At 67.2% G+C, this 15,623-nt stretch carries 17 protein-coding genes and 1 tRNA gene; 8 read left to right on the forward strand and 10 right to left on the reverse strand.

What is annotated here, in order from left to right; all coding sequences use genetic code 11:
- Window positions 1-41: 41 nt before the first annotated feature.
- Both ACFWP0_RS23180 and ACFWP0_RS23185 read right to left on the reverse strand, forming a co-directional pair.
- Window positions 42-461, reverse strand: a complete 420-nt coding sequence (locus ACFWP0_RS23180; protein WP_377846053.1) for a hypothetical protein — start codon at window positions 459-461, stop codon at window positions 42-44.
- On the reverse strand, window positions 458-898 hold the full coding sequence (locus tag ACFWP0_RS23185) for a Fur family transcriptional regulator (RefSeq protein ID WP_377846055.1): 441 nt from the start codon (window positions 896-898) through the stop codon (window positions 458-460). Before ACFWP0_RS23185 ends, ACFWP0_RS23180 begins: the two co-directional genes overlap by 4 nt.
- A gap of 107 nt (window positions 899-1,005) precedes the next feature.
- On the opposite strand from ACFWP0_RS23185, the gene ACFWP0_RS23190 reads away from it, so the two are divergent.
- Window positions 1,006-1,785: a helix-turn-helix domain-containing protein gene (locus tag ACFWP0_RS23190; RefSeq protein ID WP_377846057.1), complete on the forward strand. Its 780-nt coding sequence runs from the start codon at window positions 1,006-1,008 to the stop codon at window positions 1,783-1,785.
- Window positions 1,786-1,817: 32 nt separating this feature from the next.
- Here ACFWP0_RS23190 and ACFWP0_RS23195 read toward each other — a convergent pair whose 3' ends face one another.
- Window positions 1,818-2,279: a YkgJ family cysteine cluster protein gene (locus tag ACFWP0_RS23195; RefSeq protein WP_377846059.1), complete on the reverse strand. Its 462-nt coding sequence runs from the start codon at window positions 2,277-2,279 to the stop codon at window positions 1,818-1,820.
- A gap of 156 nt (window positions 2,280-2,435) precedes the next feature.
- On the opposite strand from ACFWP0_RS23195, the gene ACFWP0_RS23200 reads away from it, so the two are divergent.
- Complete coding sequence (locus ACFWP0_RS23200) at window positions 2,436-3,047, forward strand: DNA-3-methyladenine glycosylase I (RefSeq protein WP_377846061.1); 612 nt, start codon at window positions 2,436-2,438, stop codon at window positions 3,045-3,047.
- 1 nt (window position 3,048) lies between these two features.
- Here ACFWP0_RS23200 and ACFWP0_RS23205 read toward each other — a convergent pair whose 3' ends face one another.
- The gene (locus ACFWP0_RS23205; protein ID WP_377846063.1) at window positions 3,049-4,968 is read right to left on the reverse strand and encodes an LTA synthase family protein; all 1,920 of its coding nucleotides are present in this window, start codon (window positions 4,966-4,968) and stop codon (window positions 3,049-3,051) included.
- 347 nt (window positions 4,969-5,315) lie between these two features.
- Here ACFWP0_RS23205 and ACFWP0_RS23210 point away from each other — a divergent pair, with 347 nt between their 5' ends.
- A complete protein-coding gene (locus ACFWP0_RS23210) occupies window positions 5,316-7,391 on the forward strand; it encodes an AsmA family protein (protein WP_377846065.1) in 2,076 nt (691 codons plus the stop codon).
- A 4-nt stretch (window positions 7,392-7,395) separates the two neighbouring features.
- On the opposite strand, the gene ACFWP0_RS23215 is transcribed toward ACFWP0_RS23210, so the two are convergent.
- Entirely contained in the window at window positions 7,396-8,979 is a 1,584-nt protein-coding gene (locus ACFWP0_RS23215) for a sensor domain-containing diguanylate cyclase (protein ID WP_377846067.1), read from the reverse strand.
- Between the two features lie 11 nt (window positions 8,980-8,990).
- A complete protein-coding gene (locus tag ACFWP0_RS23220; RefSeq protein WP_377846069.1) occupies window positions 8,991-9,638 on the reverse strand; it encodes a TetR/AcrR family transcriptional regulator in 648 nt (215 codons plus the stop codon).
- A gap of 116 nt (window positions 9,639-9,754) precedes the next feature.
- Between ACFWP0_RS23220 and ACFWP0_RS23225 the strand changes: the two genes are divergently transcribed.
- Together ACFWP0_RS23225 and ACFWP0_RS23230 are read left to right on the forward strand one after the other, a co-directional pair.
- Window positions 9,755-10,501 (forward strand): SDR family oxidoreductase, encoded by a 747-nt coding sequence (locus ACFWP0_RS23225; protein WP_377846071.1) that lies wholly within the window; start codon window positions 9,755-9,757, stop codon window positions 10,499-10,501.
- Between the two features lie 151 nt (window positions 10,502-10,652).
- Window positions 10,653-10,728 (forward strand) — tRNA-Lys (locus ACFWP0_RS23230).
- A 107-nt stretch (window positions 10,729-10,835) separates the two neighbouring features.
- Here the strand turns inward: ACFWP0_RS23230 and ACFWP0_RS23235 are convergent.
- Window positions 10,836-11,180 (reverse strand): hypothetical protein, encoded by a 345-nt coding sequence (locus ACFWP0_RS23235; RefSeq protein ID WP_377846073.1) that lies wholly within the window; start codon window positions 11,178-11,180, stop codon window positions 10,836-10,838.
- 203 nt (window positions 11,181-11,383) lie between these two features.
- On the opposite strand from ACFWP0_RS23235, the gene ACFWP0_RS23240 reads away from it, so the two are divergent.
- The 3 genes from ACFWP0_RS23240 (at window position 11,384) to ACFWP0_RS23250 (ending at window position 13,223) form a co-directional block, all read left to right on the forward strand.
- Complete coding sequence (locus tag ACFWP0_RS23240) at window positions 11,384-12,040, forward strand: HAD family hydrolase (protein WP_377846075.1); 657 nt, start codon at window positions 11,384-11,386, stop codon at window positions 12,038-12,040.
- 125 nt (window positions 12,041-12,165) lie between these two features.
- A complete protein-coding gene (locus tag ACFWP0_RS23245; protein WP_377846077.1) occupies window positions 12,166-12,813 on the forward strand; it encodes an OmpA family protein in 648 nt (215 codons plus the stop codon).
- 83 nt (window positions 12,814-12,896) lie between these two features.
- On the forward strand, window positions 12,897-13,223 hold the full coding sequence (locus ACFWP0_RS23250) for a 4a-hydroxytetrahydrobiopterin dehydratase (protein ID WP_377846079.1): 327 nt from the start codon (window positions 12,897-12,899) through the stop codon (window positions 13,221-13,223).
- A gap of 12 nt (window positions 13,224-13,235) precedes the next feature.
- Here the strand turns inward: ACFWP0_RS23250 and ACFWP0_RS23255 are convergent, their stop codons facing one another.
- Genes ACFWP0_RS23255 through ACFWP0_RS23265 form a run of 3 tightly spaced genes read right to left on the reverse strand, consistent with a single transcriptional unit; the run spans window position 13,236 to window position 15,537 of the window.
- Window positions 13,236-13,691: a MarR family winged helix-turn-helix transcriptional regulator gene (locus ACFWP0_RS23255; RefSeq protein ID WP_377846080.1), complete on the reverse strand. Its 456-nt coding sequence runs from the start codon at window positions 13,689-13,691 to the stop codon at window positions 13,236-13,238.
- Window positions 13,688-13,915, reverse strand: a complete 228-nt coding sequence (locus tag ACFWP0_RS23260) for a hypothetical protein (protein ID WP_377846082.1) — start codon at window positions 13,913-13,915, stop codon at window positions 13,688-13,690. Before ACFWP0_RS23260 ends, ACFWP0_RS23255 begins: the two co-directional genes overlap by 4 nt.
- Complete coding sequence (locus ACFWP0_RS23265) at window positions 13,912-15,537, reverse strand: FAD-dependent oxidoreductase (protein ID WP_377846084.1); 1,626 nt, start codon at window positions 15,535-15,537, stop codon at window positions 13,912-13,914. Before ACFWP0_RS23265 ends, ACFWP0_RS23260 begins: the two co-directional genes overlap by 4 nt.
- Between the last annotated feature and the right edge of the window lie 86 nt (window positions 15,538-15,623).

A 15,623-nucleotide genomic window follows, 5' to 3' on the forward strand; every position in this document is an offset into this window, starting at 1 on the left:
CGCGGGATCATGCGCCCGGGACGGGCCATGGCCGAGGACTGCTAGTCCACGTTGAAGCCGCCAGGCCCGGCCTGTCCGAGCAGTTCACGGGCGCACTGCACGGCCTCGCCGGTCGTGGCGACCGCCAGGAAGGGCATGCCGAAGGCGCGGGCCATCTTTTCGCCGCGCTTGCGTATCTTGTCCAGCGCCTGCGTGTCCCGCTCCACGGCGATGAACGCCCGGCAGCGCGCCTTCAGGCGCGGCATGTTGGCCGTCTGCCATTCGATCATGGCCTTGCGGTCCTCATGGCCGGCTTCCTGCTGCATGTCGGGCACCACCATGACGAAGGTCTGGGGATTGTCCAGCAGCATTTCCATCTCCCGGATCCAGCTGGCCGAATAGCCTTGCGGCGCGCCGCCGTGCCGGGAGGTAACGATGGGGAATTGGGACAGGTCGTGGAAGAAAAACTGGTCGCGGTTCATTCGAATTCTCCGTGGGGAATGGCGGGCGCGTCCTTGGTGCAGCCGCAGCCGCCGTAGAGCACCAGGCTGTAGGAATCCAGTTCGAAGCCGCAGCGCCTGGCGATTTTCCTGACCAGTTGCGCCATGGCGGGATCGCTGGATTCCTGGATCTGCCCGCAACGCGTGCAGACCAGGTGGTCGTGGTGCCCCTTGTCGTTGAGCTCGAACACGGTGGTGTGCGAGTCGAGCTGTGTACGTTTGAGCAGTCCGGCGTGCTCAAGTTGCGTGATCACGCGATAAACCGTGGCCAGGCCGATGTTGCTGCGGTCCGAAATGAGGTTTCGGTAGATGTCCGCCGCGCTCATGTGCTGGTCGGCATGCTGATAAAAGATGTCCAGAATCTTCAAGCGCGGGAAAGTGGCCTTGATGCCGGCATCGCGCAGCCGTGTGTGGTCCATGTGGTTCTCCATTCGGGGGGCTGATGCCCGATTGATGAGAATGATGTACATTTTCAACTGGACCCGCTAACGGGAACCCGTCAACCTGTAGCTCAAACCTGCCAACCATGCTTCACGTGGCCGTCGCACCCGCGCTGCCCGACGTTCTGCTGACCCCGTTCAGCGTACGCGGGCGCCGCGAATCCAAAGGCATTGCCGTGCCCTCGCATGTTCATGACGAGGGCATGCTGGTGCTGGTTCACGAAGGGCTGGTGCTGGTGCAGGCGGGCGCCGAGGTCTGGACGGTGCTGCCGGGCAGCCTGGGCTGGATTCCGCCCGGCGTGCAGCACGGGGCGCGCTGGTTCGGCGAGGCGCGCGGGTCGTTCCTGTACGTGCGTCGCGACGTGTGCGAGCGCTTGCCGGCCCATTGCCGGTCCTGGCCGTCTTCCAAGCTGATCGAAGCGCTGATCGAACGCTTTACGTCGGGCGCGCAGGATGAAATGCCGCCGGCCTACCAGGCGCAGCTGTTCGAGGTCTTGCTGGAAGAGATCAGGCAGCGCGAACATGCGCCCCTGCTGCTGCCCATGCCCGCCGATCCGCGCTTGCAGGATCTGGCCAACACGCTGCTGGGCACGCCGGACGACACCGCGGGCATCGATGAATGGGCGCAGCGGCTGAATATGTCGTCGCGCACCCTGATGCGCCGGTTTCGCCAGGAAACCGGCGTGACCCTGGGGCAATGGCGCCAGCAGGCCCGCTTGCTGCGGGCGCTGGAAATGCTCAGCCGCGGCGGCTCAGTGACCGAAGCGGCGCTGTCGGTTGGCTACGAAAGCACCAGCGCATTCATCGGCAGCTTCCGCACGGCCTTCGGCATGACGCCCACCCGCTACCTCGCGGGCCGCGGATAGCGCCGGGCCGCGCCGCATGGCGGCGGGAGCCGTCAGGCCGCGGCGGGCTGGTCCGGCAGAAAGGGGCCTTGCGGGTCGTTTTCGGCGTCGGGCCGGGGCGGCACGGCGGGCAGGCCCAATCCCAGGCGCAGGCGCTGGCAGTCGGGATTGGGGGAACCGTCGGGCATCCAGATATCGAACTCGCGGCAGGGAGTGGGGCGGTTCTCGTAGATGGCGCAGTGGATGCCGGGCTTGCCCAGTTCTCCGCGCAGCGAGATGCAGCGGCCGCCGCCCATTTCCGTGCCCTTCATGCAGGCGCGCAGCGGGCTCATCTGGGTGACGAGTTCCGGGGGCACCACGCCGCCGTTTTCGCCGGCCAGCTCTCCGCAGTAGAACGACACCCGGAAGTGCGAGCAGCATGCCCCGCAGTCCAGGCAGGGATTGGCGGCCGGGTCGTCGCCGGCCAGCACGGCGGGCGATACGAACGAGAGGAGGGAAGTCTCTAGCAGGGACATGGGGCGGAAGTCCGATCCGGGGGCGCGCTCGGGGAGGGCCGGCGCGGGATCAAGGCTGGGAATAGTAGCTGGATTTGAATCGCGGCTGCTACGACTTTTTTCAGGGACGTTGCTGGAGTAGCATCGGTAGCCCGATAGCCGCCAGGAGCGCCTTCCTTGACTGCCAGAACCGATTTTCCCGATGGCCTTGCCCGCTGCGGCTGGGTGGATACGTCCGCCGAATACATCGCCTACCACGACACCGAATGGGGCTGCCCCGAAGGAGACGACCGCGCGCTGTTCGAACAGCTCTGCCTGGAAGGCTTCCAGTCGGGCCTGAGCTGGCGCACCATCCTGGCCAAGCGCGAGGCCTTCCGCCGCGGCTTTGCCAACTTCGAGCCGGCCCGGCTGGCCGGCTACGGCGAAAAGGAAGTGCTGGCGCTGTTGGCCGATGCGGGCATCGTGCGCCACCGCGGCAAGATCGAGGCCATGATCAACAACGCCGCCCGCGCGCTGGAAATGATCGAGCGGGAAGGGTCGCTGGCGGCGTATCTCTGGCGTTTCGAGGCGCCTCCGGGGGCGCCGGTCGCCCATGGCGCCTCGACCTCCGAGCAGTCCATAGCCTTGTCCAAGGCGCTCAAGAAGCTGGGCTGGAAGTTCGTCGGGCCCACCACGGTCCATGCCTTCATGCAGGCGGTGGGCATGGTGAACGACCACAGTCCGGGCTGCCATTGCCACGCCCTCAGCGAAAAAAAGCGCAAGGCGTTCAGGCGGCCCCCGGCCGCGTAGCTCAGCTTGCCGGCTTGTCTTCGGCCGTCTGCACGGGCGCCTGCCCCGGCAGGCAATACCGGCCTTCGCGGTAGGCCCAGCTGGGCCACAGCGCATGGGCCAGCGCCTCGGCCGCAAGGCCCGCGTCGAGCGGCACGGGCGCGTAGTCTTCCGGCGCCGTGTAGCGGTACTGCACCGGCGTCTTGTTGGGCGCCATCACCAGCAGGTCGTTTTCCTTCAGGTATCCGTAGGTGTTGTCGTACTGCATGATGGCCCGGCCGGGCGTGCTGCGGGTCAGGTCGTGGCCGATCATCGGGTGCTCGGTGTCCACGCCGATCAGCGACAGCAAGGTCGGCGGCAGGTCGATCTGGCTGATCAGGCGGTCGTCGCGCCGCGCCGGGATGCCCGCACCCAGGATCACGGCGGGGATATGGAAGTGGCGCACCGGCACCAGGCTGGCGCCGAATACGCGGGAGTCGTGGTCGGCCGCCACCAGGAAGACCGTGTTCTCCCAATAGGGCGAGGCCTTGGCCCGTTCAAAGAACCGGCCCAGGGCCCAGTCCGCGTAGCGCACGGTGTTTTCCACGGTGGCGGGGTTGCCGTCGGTCTGGATGCGGCCCGCCGGGTACTCCCAGGGCGAATGGTTCGACACGCTGAAGGCCAGCGTGAAGGTGGGCTGGTCGCCGTCTTCGCGCAGCACACGGTCCAGCTGGGTGAACATGTCCTCGTCCGAGGCGCCCCAGGTGCCGACGAATGCGGGGTCCACGAAGTCGGCGCGGTCGATGATCTGCCGGAAGCCGTTGCCCAGGAAGAAGCCCTTCATGTTGTCGAAGTGCGACTCGCCGCCGTAGATGAAGCGCGAATGGTAGCCATGGCGGCCCAGCAGGTCGGCCAGCGAGAAGAAGCCGCGCTGCGAGCGGGGCAGCTTCAGCACCGCTTGCGCGGGGGTGGGCAAAAAGCCGGTGACCACGGCTTCCAGGCCGCGCACCGAGCGGGTGCCGGTGGCGTACGCGCGCGTGAAGGTCCAGGCTTCGCGCGCCAGGGCGTCCAGCTCCGGCGTCAGGTCGGCGCCGCCCAGCCCGGCGCAGTACTGCGCGCCCAGGCTTTCTTCCAGGATGATCACCAGGTTTAGCGGACGCGGCGTCTTGCGCGTGGCGGGCTGGCGGTGCAGGCTGGGGTAGTCGGGGTTGGCGGGGGGATTGGGCAGGCCGGACTGCGCCAGCACCAGCTCGTGCATCTTGTCGTCGTCCATGCCGCCGTACACCGCCGACGCCGACTTTTCGTTCTTCATGCTGTAGATGGCGTAGAACACGTTGTAGAGCGAGTTCAGCGCCAGCGTATTGAGCATGCCGTCCGAGCAATAGGCGACCGAGGACGGGTTGATGGGGCGGTGGCCCAAGGTGCCGCGGATGGCCAGGATGACCACGGCCAGGATCGCCACGCTGGCGAGCGGCATCTGCCACCAGCTCAGTTGGGCATCGGGCCGCGCGTGGCCCAGCAGTTCGAAAGCGGTCCAGCCGATCAGCGCCAGCGCGCCCAGCCCGCCCACGAGCGCTGCCTTGTAGCCGCGCCAGAGCATGCTGGAGACTTCGCGGGGATGCTTCAGGTATTCGACGAACAGCCGGTTGGGTCGGCTGTCGTATTCCAGGATGAAGGGCGGGGTGGCGACTTCCAGGAAGGCCAGCAGGATGAAGGCAAGCAGATACCAGACCGCTGTCACCGCGGCGGCGGCGGGGAAGTGGCCCAGCAGGGGCGACAGCACGGCAGGCAGCGCCGCCAGCACGGCGATCTGGTGCGCGTCGATGCGCAGCCCTCCCAGCAGCAGGGGGAACAGGCCGCCGGCATTGCGCACGCGCTGCCACTGCCACGCGGCGAAGGCCAGGCGGCTGAGCGTCAGCAGCGCAAACGCCGCCGCCACGAAAATCAAGGTTGAATGCCGCATCGGGCCTCCAGGTTGTTCTGCTATCCGGCCCGGTGGGGGGCGGAGGTAATCATTCAGGCATTGGAGCCTTGCCGGCGTGGAATATTCGGCGAATGCAGGCCTTTCCGTCATCTCCGGTCGCCCTGAGCCATTTCGTTTTGTAACGACCCGGATCGGGCCCAGGCACGCTTCGTGCTGCGCGGACCCTGGGTGCGTGTGCCGCACAACGCCGCCCGGCCAGCCATGCGCGGAAAGATCCGCACACATTATGAGGCCGGCTCGCCTAACCGGCGCGGTGGGCCGCGATACCCTTGGGCGGTAACAATGACCGGCAACCGAGGCCGGCTGCAACGCCAAGGATAGTAACCATGACGCGAACAAGAAAAATAGCGATCGGGATTGTAGGGGGCATTGTCCTCCTGGCAGTGGTGCTGGTGGTGGCCATCGCCACTTTCGACTGGAACCGCGCCAAGCCCATGATCAACGAACGGGCCAGCGCCGCCATCGGGCGTCCCTTTGCCATCAATGGCGACCTGAGCGTGAAATGGGAGCGCGAACCCGACGAAGGCGGCTGGCGCGCCTGGGTGCCATGGCCGCGCGTGATCGCCAACGACATTTCGGTGGCCAACACGCCATGGGCCAAGGCGCCCCAGTTCGCCACCCTCAAGCGCGGCGAGTTCAGCCTGGCTCCCCTGCCGCTGCTGCGCCAGCGCGTCGTCATCCGCCGCATCCAATTGACCGAGCCCGCCGCGGACCTGGAGCGGCTGGCCGACGGCCGGGCCAACTGGGTCTTCACGCTGCCCGAATCCGGCGAGCCTTCGCCCTGGGTGCTGGACATCAATGAGATCGGCTTCGACAAGGGCCGCGTGGGGCTGGTCGACGAGATCCTCAAGGCTGACCTGACCGTGCTGGTGGATCCCTTGGGCAAGCCCGTCCCGTTCGCGGACGTGGCCGGGGCCGCCTTCGCGGCGGAAGACGGCTCGGCGCCTCGGCCACGCGACTATGTGTTCGGCTGGAAAGTGGACGGCAAGTACAAGGGCCTGGCCACCAAGGGCGAGGGCAAGGTCGGGGGCATGCTGGCCCTGCAGGATGCCAGCCAACCGTTTCCGGTCCAGGCCGACGTCGCCATCGGCGGCACCAAGGCGTCGGTCGCGGGCACCCTGACCGACCCGGTAAACCTGGGCGCGCTGGACCTGCGGCTGAAACTGTCCGGCGCATCGATGGCCCAGCTGTATCCGCTGACCGGCGTCACCCTGCCGGATACGCCGCCGTACTCCACGGACGGCCATCTGGTGGCCAAGCTGCAGAATCCGGGCGGCGCGGTGTTCGACTACAAGGGCTTTAACGGCAAGGTCGGCAACAGCGATCTGCATGGCGACATCGCTTTCGCGCTGGGCTCGCCCCGTCCCAAGCTGACCGGCAAGTTGTCGTCCAAGCTGTTGCGCATGGCCGACCTGGGGCCGCTGATCGGCGTGCCGTCGGGCGGCGCCCCGGCCGCCGCGGACAAGGCCAAGGATGCGCCCGCCAAGCCCAAGGGCGGCAAGGTGCTGCCCACGCAGGCCTTCCGCACCGACCGGTGGCGCGACATGGACGCCGACGTCGCCCTGGACGCCGCGCGCATCGTTCACGACAGCAAGCTGCCCTTGTCCGACTTGTCCGTGCATGTGGTGCTGCAAGACGGAAAGCTGACGCTCGACCCGGTCCGCTTTGGCATGGCGGGCGGCGCCATGAACGCCACGGCGCGCCTGGACGGCTCGGGCGGGCCGCTCACCGGCCGCGTCGAGATGCATGCGCGCCGCCTGCGGCTCAAGCAGCTGTTCCCGGCGACCGAAGCCATGCAGAAGACGCTGGGCGAGCTGAACGGAGACCTGGCGGTGAGCGGCACGGGCAACTCGGTGGCCGCGTTGCTGGGGTCGGCCACGGGCGATGTCAAGATGCTGGTCAACGATGGCGTGATCAGCCGCAGCCTGATGGAGATCGCGGGGCTCAACGTCGGCAACTACGTCGTCTCGAAGCTGTTCGGCGACGACGAGGTGAAGATCAATTGCGGCGCGGCGGACCTGGAGATGAAGAACGGCGTGATGACGCCGCGCGTGTTCGTGTTCGACACCGAGAACGCGCTGATCAGCATCACCGGCAAGGCCGATTTCAAGAACGAGACGATGGACATGGACATCACGCCCGACAGCAAGGGCTTCCGCATCTTCTCGCTGCGTTCGCCGCTGTACGTGCGCGGCACCTTCGGCTCGCCCGACGTGGGCGTGCATGTGCTGCCGCTGGCGGCGCGGGGCGCGGGCATGGTTGCCCTGGGCGTGCTGCTGACGCCGGCGGCCGGCCTGCTGGCGCTGATTGCTCCCAGCACCACGGACGAGAACGCCTGCGGCCCCTTGCTGGAACAGATGCGCAAGCCGCCCAAGGCGCCGGCCCCCGCCAAGGGGAAATAGCGGATCAGGCCGAGGACACGCGCCGCGAGCCGTCCTTGGCGGCGTCGTCCGCGACGCAGACGGCGTCCCGGCCCTGGTTCTTGGCGTAGTAGAGCGTCTGGTCCGCGCGCTGGAACACCGCCGCGAGCGTCGCCCCATGCTCGGGATAGTGCGCCACCCCCGCCGAAATGGTGATGGGGGCGGGGGCGTCGTGCACGGCCAGGCGCTTGCGCAGCCGCTCCGCAATGGCAATGGCCGCGGTCTCGGTGGCGCCCGGCAGCAGCATGACGAACTCTTCGCCGCCGGCGCGCGCCAGCGTGTCGCCGCTGCGCGATCCCTCGCGCATCATGGTCGCCAGCACCTGCAAGGCGCGGTCGCCGGCGGCATGGCCATAGCGGTCGTTGATGCTCTTGAAATGGTCGATGTCGATGGCCACAATCGCCACGGGCGCCTCGTCAGCCTGCAAGAGCGCCAGCGCTTCGTCCAGGCCGCGCCGGTTCAGCAGGCCGGTCAGGGTATCCGTCGTGGTCTCGCGCCGCAGGTCGCTGATCTTGTTGTGGATCGAGGCCAGCCCCATCAGCAGCGCGCGCTTGAGCTGCGCGGCTTCAAAGTACCAGGAGCGCACGTTGCGGATGCGCTCCGCCGAGTCCGGGTCCTGCATGCGCTTGGCGATGCCCGCCATCTCGCCCAGCGGCCGGGCGATCCAGCGCGACAGCAGCCAGATCAAGGCCACCGAGATCAGTAGCAGCGGCAAGGTGTTGCGGGCGGTGGCCATGAGCAGGTCGCCCAGGGGCTGCAAGGTGCTGGCGACCGGCCGTTGCGCAATGATGCACCAGCCGGTGCTGGGCACGGGCGCGTAGCCGGCCAGCATGTCGCGGCCTTGATCGTCGATGTAGCGCATCTCGCCGGTCTCGCCGCGCCGGGCGGAGGCGAAGGTGTCATTGTCGGGCGCGGTCTTTCCCAGCTGGCTGCGGTCGGGGTGGTAGATCAGCGTGCCCTTGCGGTCGACCACGTAAAGAAAGGAGTCGTCGCGGTAGAAATGCCGGTCCAGCAAGCGGTCCAGCACATTGTCTTCGTGCAGGTAGAGCGACCCGGCGATGAATCCCAGATAGCGGTAGTCGCGCGAAAAGATGGGCTGCGTGTAGAGGATCTGCCAGCGGCCGTTGCGGGCCTGGAAGGGTTCGCTGATGGTCGGCTGCCTGGTCGCCAGCGCGTGGGCGACGGCGTCGCTGGTCAGTTGCTGTCCCAGCAGTTGCGGGTACGACGTCGACACCGCCAGCACCTTGCCTTGCGGCGAAGCGACGAAGCTGGAATTGAAGTGGCCCAGCTGCTGCTCCTGGCGCCGCGTTTCGGCGCTCATGAGCTCGGGATGGGCCTCCATGTCGGCCAGCATGTCGGCGCTGTAGGAGAGGTAGCGCCGGATATCGCTCAGGAAGGAGTCGGTGGTGGTGGCGAGCTTGGACGCGTAGACGCGGTTCACCTCCAGCGCGTTGCGCAGGAGCATGTCGCGCTGCACGAGGTAGCTGGCATGCAGACCGCCAGCCAGGACCAGGATGACCGACAGCAAGCTGATCCACAGGATGAGGCGCCGTAGGTCGATGCGGAACATGGCAGTGTCCGTCAGGAACGGGCGCGGCCCGGGGGGACCCCCGAGGGAGGCAGGCTGTGTCCGGTCAATGCGTCCCAGGCGCACATCGCCTGTCGCGCCACGGCTTGCAAGGTCTTGCGGCTGGCCCCGTCGCGGGCCTGGATGGACATGCCGTGCAGGACCGTCGTGTAGAAGGCCGCCAGGCTTTTGAGGTCCGCGCCGGGGGGCAGTTCGCCTTGCGAGGCGCCTGCGTTCAGGCGGGCGAGGATGCGGCTTTGCATTTCCCGGCGGTTGTCTCCGAGGAAGTCGCCCACGCTGGCGTGGTTTACGCAGCCGGCGGGGGCGCCCAGCACGATCATGCAGCCGGGCGGCCGGCCGGGCGCAGTGAAGCGTTCCGCGGAGGCCAGCAGCATCGATTGGATCGCGTCGCGCGCGGTGGGCGCGGCCTGCAGCGCGCGCCTTGCCGAGCCGCCTTCGGTTTCGCGATAGAGCTGGACGGCTTCGCGAAAAAGATCTTCCTTTGAGCCGAATGCGCCATAGAGGCTGGGCGAGTTGATGCCCATCGCCGCCGTCAGATCGGTTAGCGATGCACCTTCATATCCCTTCGACCAGAAGACTTCCATGGCCTTTTGCAAGGCCTGGGCCCGGTCGAAGTTCCGGGGACGCCCACGTTCTGCCATAGCCGCGATTTTACCTGCGAGGCATATTTTGTGTTGATCGATAAAAAAATGATTGACGGCCGCGGCGAAATGCGGCGATTATATTTGTACTGATCACTACAAAACGAGGTTCAAACATGCAGAATCTGACTGGCAAAGTGGCTTTCGTGACCGGCGGCAGCCGGGGCATCGGCGCGGCTATCGTGCGCCGCCTGGCGGCCGACGGAGCGGATGTGGCCTTTACCTATGTGAGCGCATCGTCCGCCGCCGGGGCGCAGGCGCTGGCGCAGGAGCTCGCCGCGCAGGGGCGCCGCGCGCGCGCGATCCAGGCCGATTCCGCGGATGCGGAAGCGGTCAGGCAGGCGGTCGAAGAAGCCATCAAGGAGCTGGGGCCGGTAGACGTGCTGGTGAACAACGCCGGCATTTTCCTGGCCGGCGTCATCGGCGACGCCAGCCTTGAGGACTACGAACAGACGATGGACATCAATGTGCGCGCGCCTTTCGTCGCCATCCGCGCGGCGCAGGCCTCCATGCCGGATGGCGGGCGCATCATCAATATCGGCAGCTGCCTGGCGGGCAGGGCAGGCCGCGCCGGCGTGGCGCTGTATGCCGCGAGCAAGTCGGCGCTGGTGGGACTGACCCAAGGCCTGGCCCGCGACCTGGGCGCGCGCGGCATCACTGCCAATGTGGTGCATCCCGGCCCCATCGACACCGACATGAACCCGGCCGACGGCGAGCGGGCGGGCAGCCTGGTTGCGGTGCTGTCGCTGCCGCACTATGGCGAGACCCGCGACATCGCGGGCATGGTGGCGTTCCTGGCGGGCCCGGACGGCCGCTATGTCACGGGGGCAAGCCTGTCGGTGGATGGCGGATACGCTGCCTGATTCAGGTCCCCTGACAGCTTTTTTCGAGGCGACTTGCACAAACCAAAAAAGCTACATATAATCTTGCTTCTTCGCACTACACACATAACGAAACGCAGCGGCGCCAATGCAAAAAAGCGCGGCAAAGTGAATCGGGACTGAGTGAATTGCAGGGCTGTTAGCTCAGTTGGTAGAGCAGCGGACTCTTAATCCGTAGGTCGAGTGTTCGAGCCACTCACAGCCCACCAGAATTCTTGATGAAATGACGCCTTAGCCGCTTAGCGACTAAGGCGTTTTTCATTGCGCGCTCGCATCCGCCGGCTGGCGGCAGCGCGTCGAGCGAAAGCGAAGTTCCCTAGCCCGACGATCTCGGGCGAGCAAAAATCACGCTCACTGAAGTATTGGAGGTGAGGCGCAACGTCACGTCGGCGCGGGGACGGGCGGAGGATGCGAGGGCGCGAAAAAGAGCCCCGATCAAGCCTAGCGGCGGGAACAGTTCGCTGAACGCCGGGGCCGGATTGGCGGGCGCGCGCAGCACCGCGCTGCTCATGCCCTCGCTATTTAGCATGGCCTGGATGCGGGCAATGGTCGGATTCAGCGCGTCCACGTTTTCAAGAAAGAAATTCTCCCGCTTGCCAAACAATCCGGCGAGATCATCGTCGCCCATCTTGTTGAAAAAGTAGGTGCGCGCTATGGACATGGAGGCCTCCGTCGACATCGGCATGATAGCTTTGCGCGCATACGTGTCAACCGGAAGGACTGCGCGTGAGCAAGCTGTTGAGTCCGGCCGCTTGTGAAAGAAAGCGGCATTAAGCGCGAGCTTAACGATGGGTGCAGGCCGGCTAAACCACAGCGGGGGCCGGGCTCTCTATAGTGGCCGCATTGCCATCCGGAGAGTCCCTCATGTCCAGTCCCGCTGTTTCGACCGCCTTTCCGCGCGCGGTCCTGTTCGATCTTCTGACCGCGCTGCTTGATTCCTGGACGGTCTGGAACCGCGCCGCGGGGTCCGAAGCCGAAGGCCGGGCCTGGCGGGCGGAGTATCTGCGGCGCACCTATGGCTGCGGCGCCTATCAGCCCTACGAGCAGTTGGTGGAAGAGGCCGCGGCGGCGGTGGGATTGCCGGCCAGCGCGCCGGCCGCGCTGGAAGCCCAGTGGGACGAGTTGCCGGCCTGGGACGGCGCGCGCGAGTTGCTGCAGGCGCTGCGGCCGCATTGCCTTTTGGGCGTGGTTACGAACTGTTCCGAGCGGCTGGGACGGCGCGCGGCCGGCCTGCTGGGCGTGGACTGGGATGTGGTGGTGACTTCGGAAGCCGCGGGCTACTACAAGCCCGATCCGCGCCCCTATGAGCTGGCGCTGGCGCGCTTGCGGGTGGCGCCATCGGAGGCGGCGTTCGTTGCCGGTTCGGGCTACGACATGTTCGGCACCAGCAAGGTGGGGCTGCGCACGTACTGGCACAACCGCGTGGGCCTGTCGCTGCCGGAGGGCGCCGCGGCGCCCGAGGCGCAGTCGCCCCGGCTGGAGGCGGCCTTGCCCTGGCTTGCGCGATTCGGCGCCGGCTGAGCGGGCGGGTCGGACGCAGGCCCGCGCAGCGGCAATACAAAATGTTGCGCGTCGGCAGACTCACGCTTGCTAGCATGATTCTGGCCGGAATGATCCGGCGCACCGATGGGACAGTGGAGGTTGCCATGAATTCAAGAAGAATGCTCAACCGGATCGCCGTGGTTGCGGCCGCGGGTGCGTTGCTGGCGGGGTGCGCCACGCAACAGCAAACGAATACCGCTGTGGGAACGGGTGCGGGCGCGGCGCTGGGCGCCGGCATCGGCGCCTTGATCGGGCATGGCAAGGGCGCGGCGATCGGCGCCGGCATTGGCGCGGTGGCGGGCGGCCTGGTCGGCTACAACTGGAAGGTCGTCAAGGACGACGTCCAGAAGTCCGGCGCCTCGTCGCTGGGCATCGACGTCGTGGAAATGCCCGATGGCAGCCTGAAGGTCAATATTCCTAGCGGCGTGTCGTTCGACACGGACAAGACGCAGCTCAAGCCGGCGCTGCTGCCGGTCCTGGACAGCGTGGCGCGTTCGCTCAACCAGCATCCCGAACTGCGGGCCAAGGTGGTCGGCCATACCGACAGCACCGGCGCGCTGGCGCACAATCAGACCCTGTCGGTGAATCGCGCCAGGAGCGTCACGGATTACCTGGCCAAGCAGGGCGTGGCGGCGGGCCGCCTGACGGTCGAGGGCCGTGGCCCGAATGATCCGATCGGCGACAATGCGACCGCCGAAGGGCGCGCGCTGAACCGGCGCGTGGAGATCTACCTGTACGCGGTGCAGCACTAAGCCCGGGGCGGCAAGCACGGGCACGTCCCTTGTCCAAGGCGGCCGGCGCATTGCGTCGCCGCCTTTTGTTTCCGGAGTCTGTCATGAGCATGTTCCCTCCCGCCCGTATCGGCACCGATACCGCCGTCGCCGCGCTTACCGGCTGGCAGGCGGTAGCCATGCGCGACGCCATCGAGAAGCGGTTCCGTTTCCCCAGCTTCAATGCCGCTTTCGGTTTCATGTCGCGCGTGGCCATGTTCGCGGAAAAGCTGAATCATCATCCCGAATGGACCAACGTCTACAACCGCGTGGACGTGACCCTGACCACCCATGACGCCGGCGGCGTGACCGAACTGGATGTGCGCATGGCGCAGTTCATGGACGAAGCCGCCGCGCAGGCGGGAGCGACCGCGCCGAAAACCGGCGCCTGAGCGGCTGCGCGCTCAGTCGTCTTCGGTGTCCGCGCCGGCCTGCAGGTGCCCGATCAGGCGATCCAGCATGTCGCCGAGCTGGCGTTGTTCATGGGCGCTCAGGCAGGCGAAGATCTCGTCGTTGCGCCGGGCGATCAGGTCGATGATGCGCCGGTAGTGCGCCAGGCCCGCCGCGGTCGGCGCCAGCACCACGCCGCGGCCGTCGGACGCGGATACCGTCTTTTCGACCAGGCCGCGATCCACCAGCGCCTGCGCCGAGCGGCTGGCCTGGCCCTTGTTCAGGTTGGCCGTCCGCGCCAGGTCCTTGACCGACAAGGGCGCGTAGCGGCCGATCGCGGCGAGGCAGCGCGCTTCGCCCAAGGGAATATCGCAGTCTTTCAGGTAGGCGCGATTCGTGTCCCGGTCCGTGATCTTGTTGAGCACGTGCAGGCGGTAGGTCAGGAATCGTTCCAGGGCGGGCGGTTTCACGTCGGGCGGGCAGGGGTGGAGGCCGGATAGTTTGCCACAGGGCCGTCGGCCAGGCTGGCCGCTTCGGCCTGCGCCAAGAGCGCCATCGCGTCCTGCGCGTCGGGCAGCCGGCTCAGCAGCGACAGCCCCAGTATCGACAGGAAGAGCGGCGCCCGGGATTCCCCGACGCGCGTGAGCGCTTGCGCCATGCCGGTGTAGACCTGGTCCAGTTCATCGTTGTTCATGCTTGGCCTTTCTTCGTGGCGGTCGCGGCGACCGAAGGATAGTAGGGCGCCAGCGCGGCGCGCAGGATGGCGGCGTCGGGCGCCGTCCAGCGGCCCAGCACATAGCCGTCCGGGCGCAGCAGGTACACGGTGGAGGGGGCGTCGCCGTAGCGCTGGCGCAATTGGCCGTGCGCGTCCCGCAGGCCGTCCGCGCCGGCGCGCAGCACGCGCAGCGGATGGGGCGCGTCTTGGGTGGCGGCGGCCAGGGCGTCCAGCTCCGCCGACAAGGCGGCGTCGGGCGCGAGCGCCAGCGCCACGAAGCCCGCGCCGAAGCATGCGCTGAGATAGCGCGGCGCGCCGCCTTCTTGCAGCAGGGCGTCGGGGGCGGGTTGGCCGGGGGCCGTTGCCGGCCCGGCTTGCGGCGCGCCGTCGTCCAGGTTCAGCGGCGAGGCGTCATACGAAATGGGCGCGGATTGGCGTGGATTGATCAGCGGCCGGACGGCTTCGTCCACCAGCGCCAGCCGCAGGGCGGCCTCGCGCATGAGGCGAAAGCCGAAGTCCGGCGGCGCCATGAATTCGGTGCTCTTGGCGCCGTAGGCCAGATTCTGGCGGGTGGCGTGGACGCGTTCGACGCTGTAGCTGTCCAGCAGGCTGTCGGGCGCCTGGCCCTTCAGCACCCAGGCGAGCTTCCAGGCCAGGTTGCCCGCGTCGTCCAGCCCCGAGTTCAGTCCCCGCACGCCGAAGATCGGCACGAGGTGGCCGGCGTCTCCGGCAAACAGCACGCGCCCGTGGCGGTAGCGGTCCAGCGTCAGGCACTTGGCGTTGTAGATGGAAATCCAGAGCGGCTTCCAGGGCGCGGTTTCGCCGATCATGTCCAGGTGGCTTTGCACGCGCGGCAGCACATTTTCCGGCTTGACCGCTTCCTCGGGATCTTCGCCGTCGCGGATCTGGTAGTCGACGCGCCACACGTTGCCCGGCTGCCGGTGCATGAGCAGGGTGGAGCCGGGATTGGACGGCGGGTCGAACCAGGCCAGGCGTTCCACCGGGCGCTGCGATTCCTGTTCGATATCGACGATGACGTAGCGCCCTTCGTACTGCATGCCCTCCAGCTTCAGCCCCATGGCCTCGCGCACCGTGCTGCGTCCGCCGTCGCAGGCGATCAGCCAGTCGGCGCGCACGGTCTGGCGCTGGTCGCCGGCTTGCACTTGCACGGAGACGCCGTCCGGATCGGTCTGCAGGCCGAGCACGCGCGCCGACCATTGCAGCGCGGCCAGCCCGGGACGGCGCTGCATGGCCTGGTGGGCGTACTCCTCGATGGCGTACTGCTGGATGTTGACCATGGGCGCGTAGCGCTGCAAGGGATCATGCGGCATTTCAAAATGCAGGACCTCGCGATCGCGGAAGTAGCTGCGCCCGCCGGTCCAGGCCAATCCGGTCGCCATCAGCGGCTGGTCGGCGTCCACCCACCCCAGGATTTCCTGCGAACGTCGCGAGATGCAGATGGCGCGGCTGCCGCTGCAATAGTCGTCGTCCGCTTCCACGGTCAGCGAGGCGATGCCGTATTCGGCCAGCAGCGCGGCCAAGGTCAGGCCTACCGGGCCGCCGCCGGCGATCAGGACGGGAACGTGCGAGGGGAGCGTCATGCTGTCTCCATGATTTGGTTGTTTGCGCAACTATATGCCTGATAAGTTGCGCGCGCAACCAATTTTGGAGCACATAAAAAAACCCG

The organism is Achromobacter sp. NPDC058515 (assembly GCF_042721735.1).
In the GTDB taxonomy this organism is placed as follows: Bacteria; Pseudomonadota; Gammaproteobacteria; order Burkholderiales; family Burkholderiaceae_B; genus Achromobacter.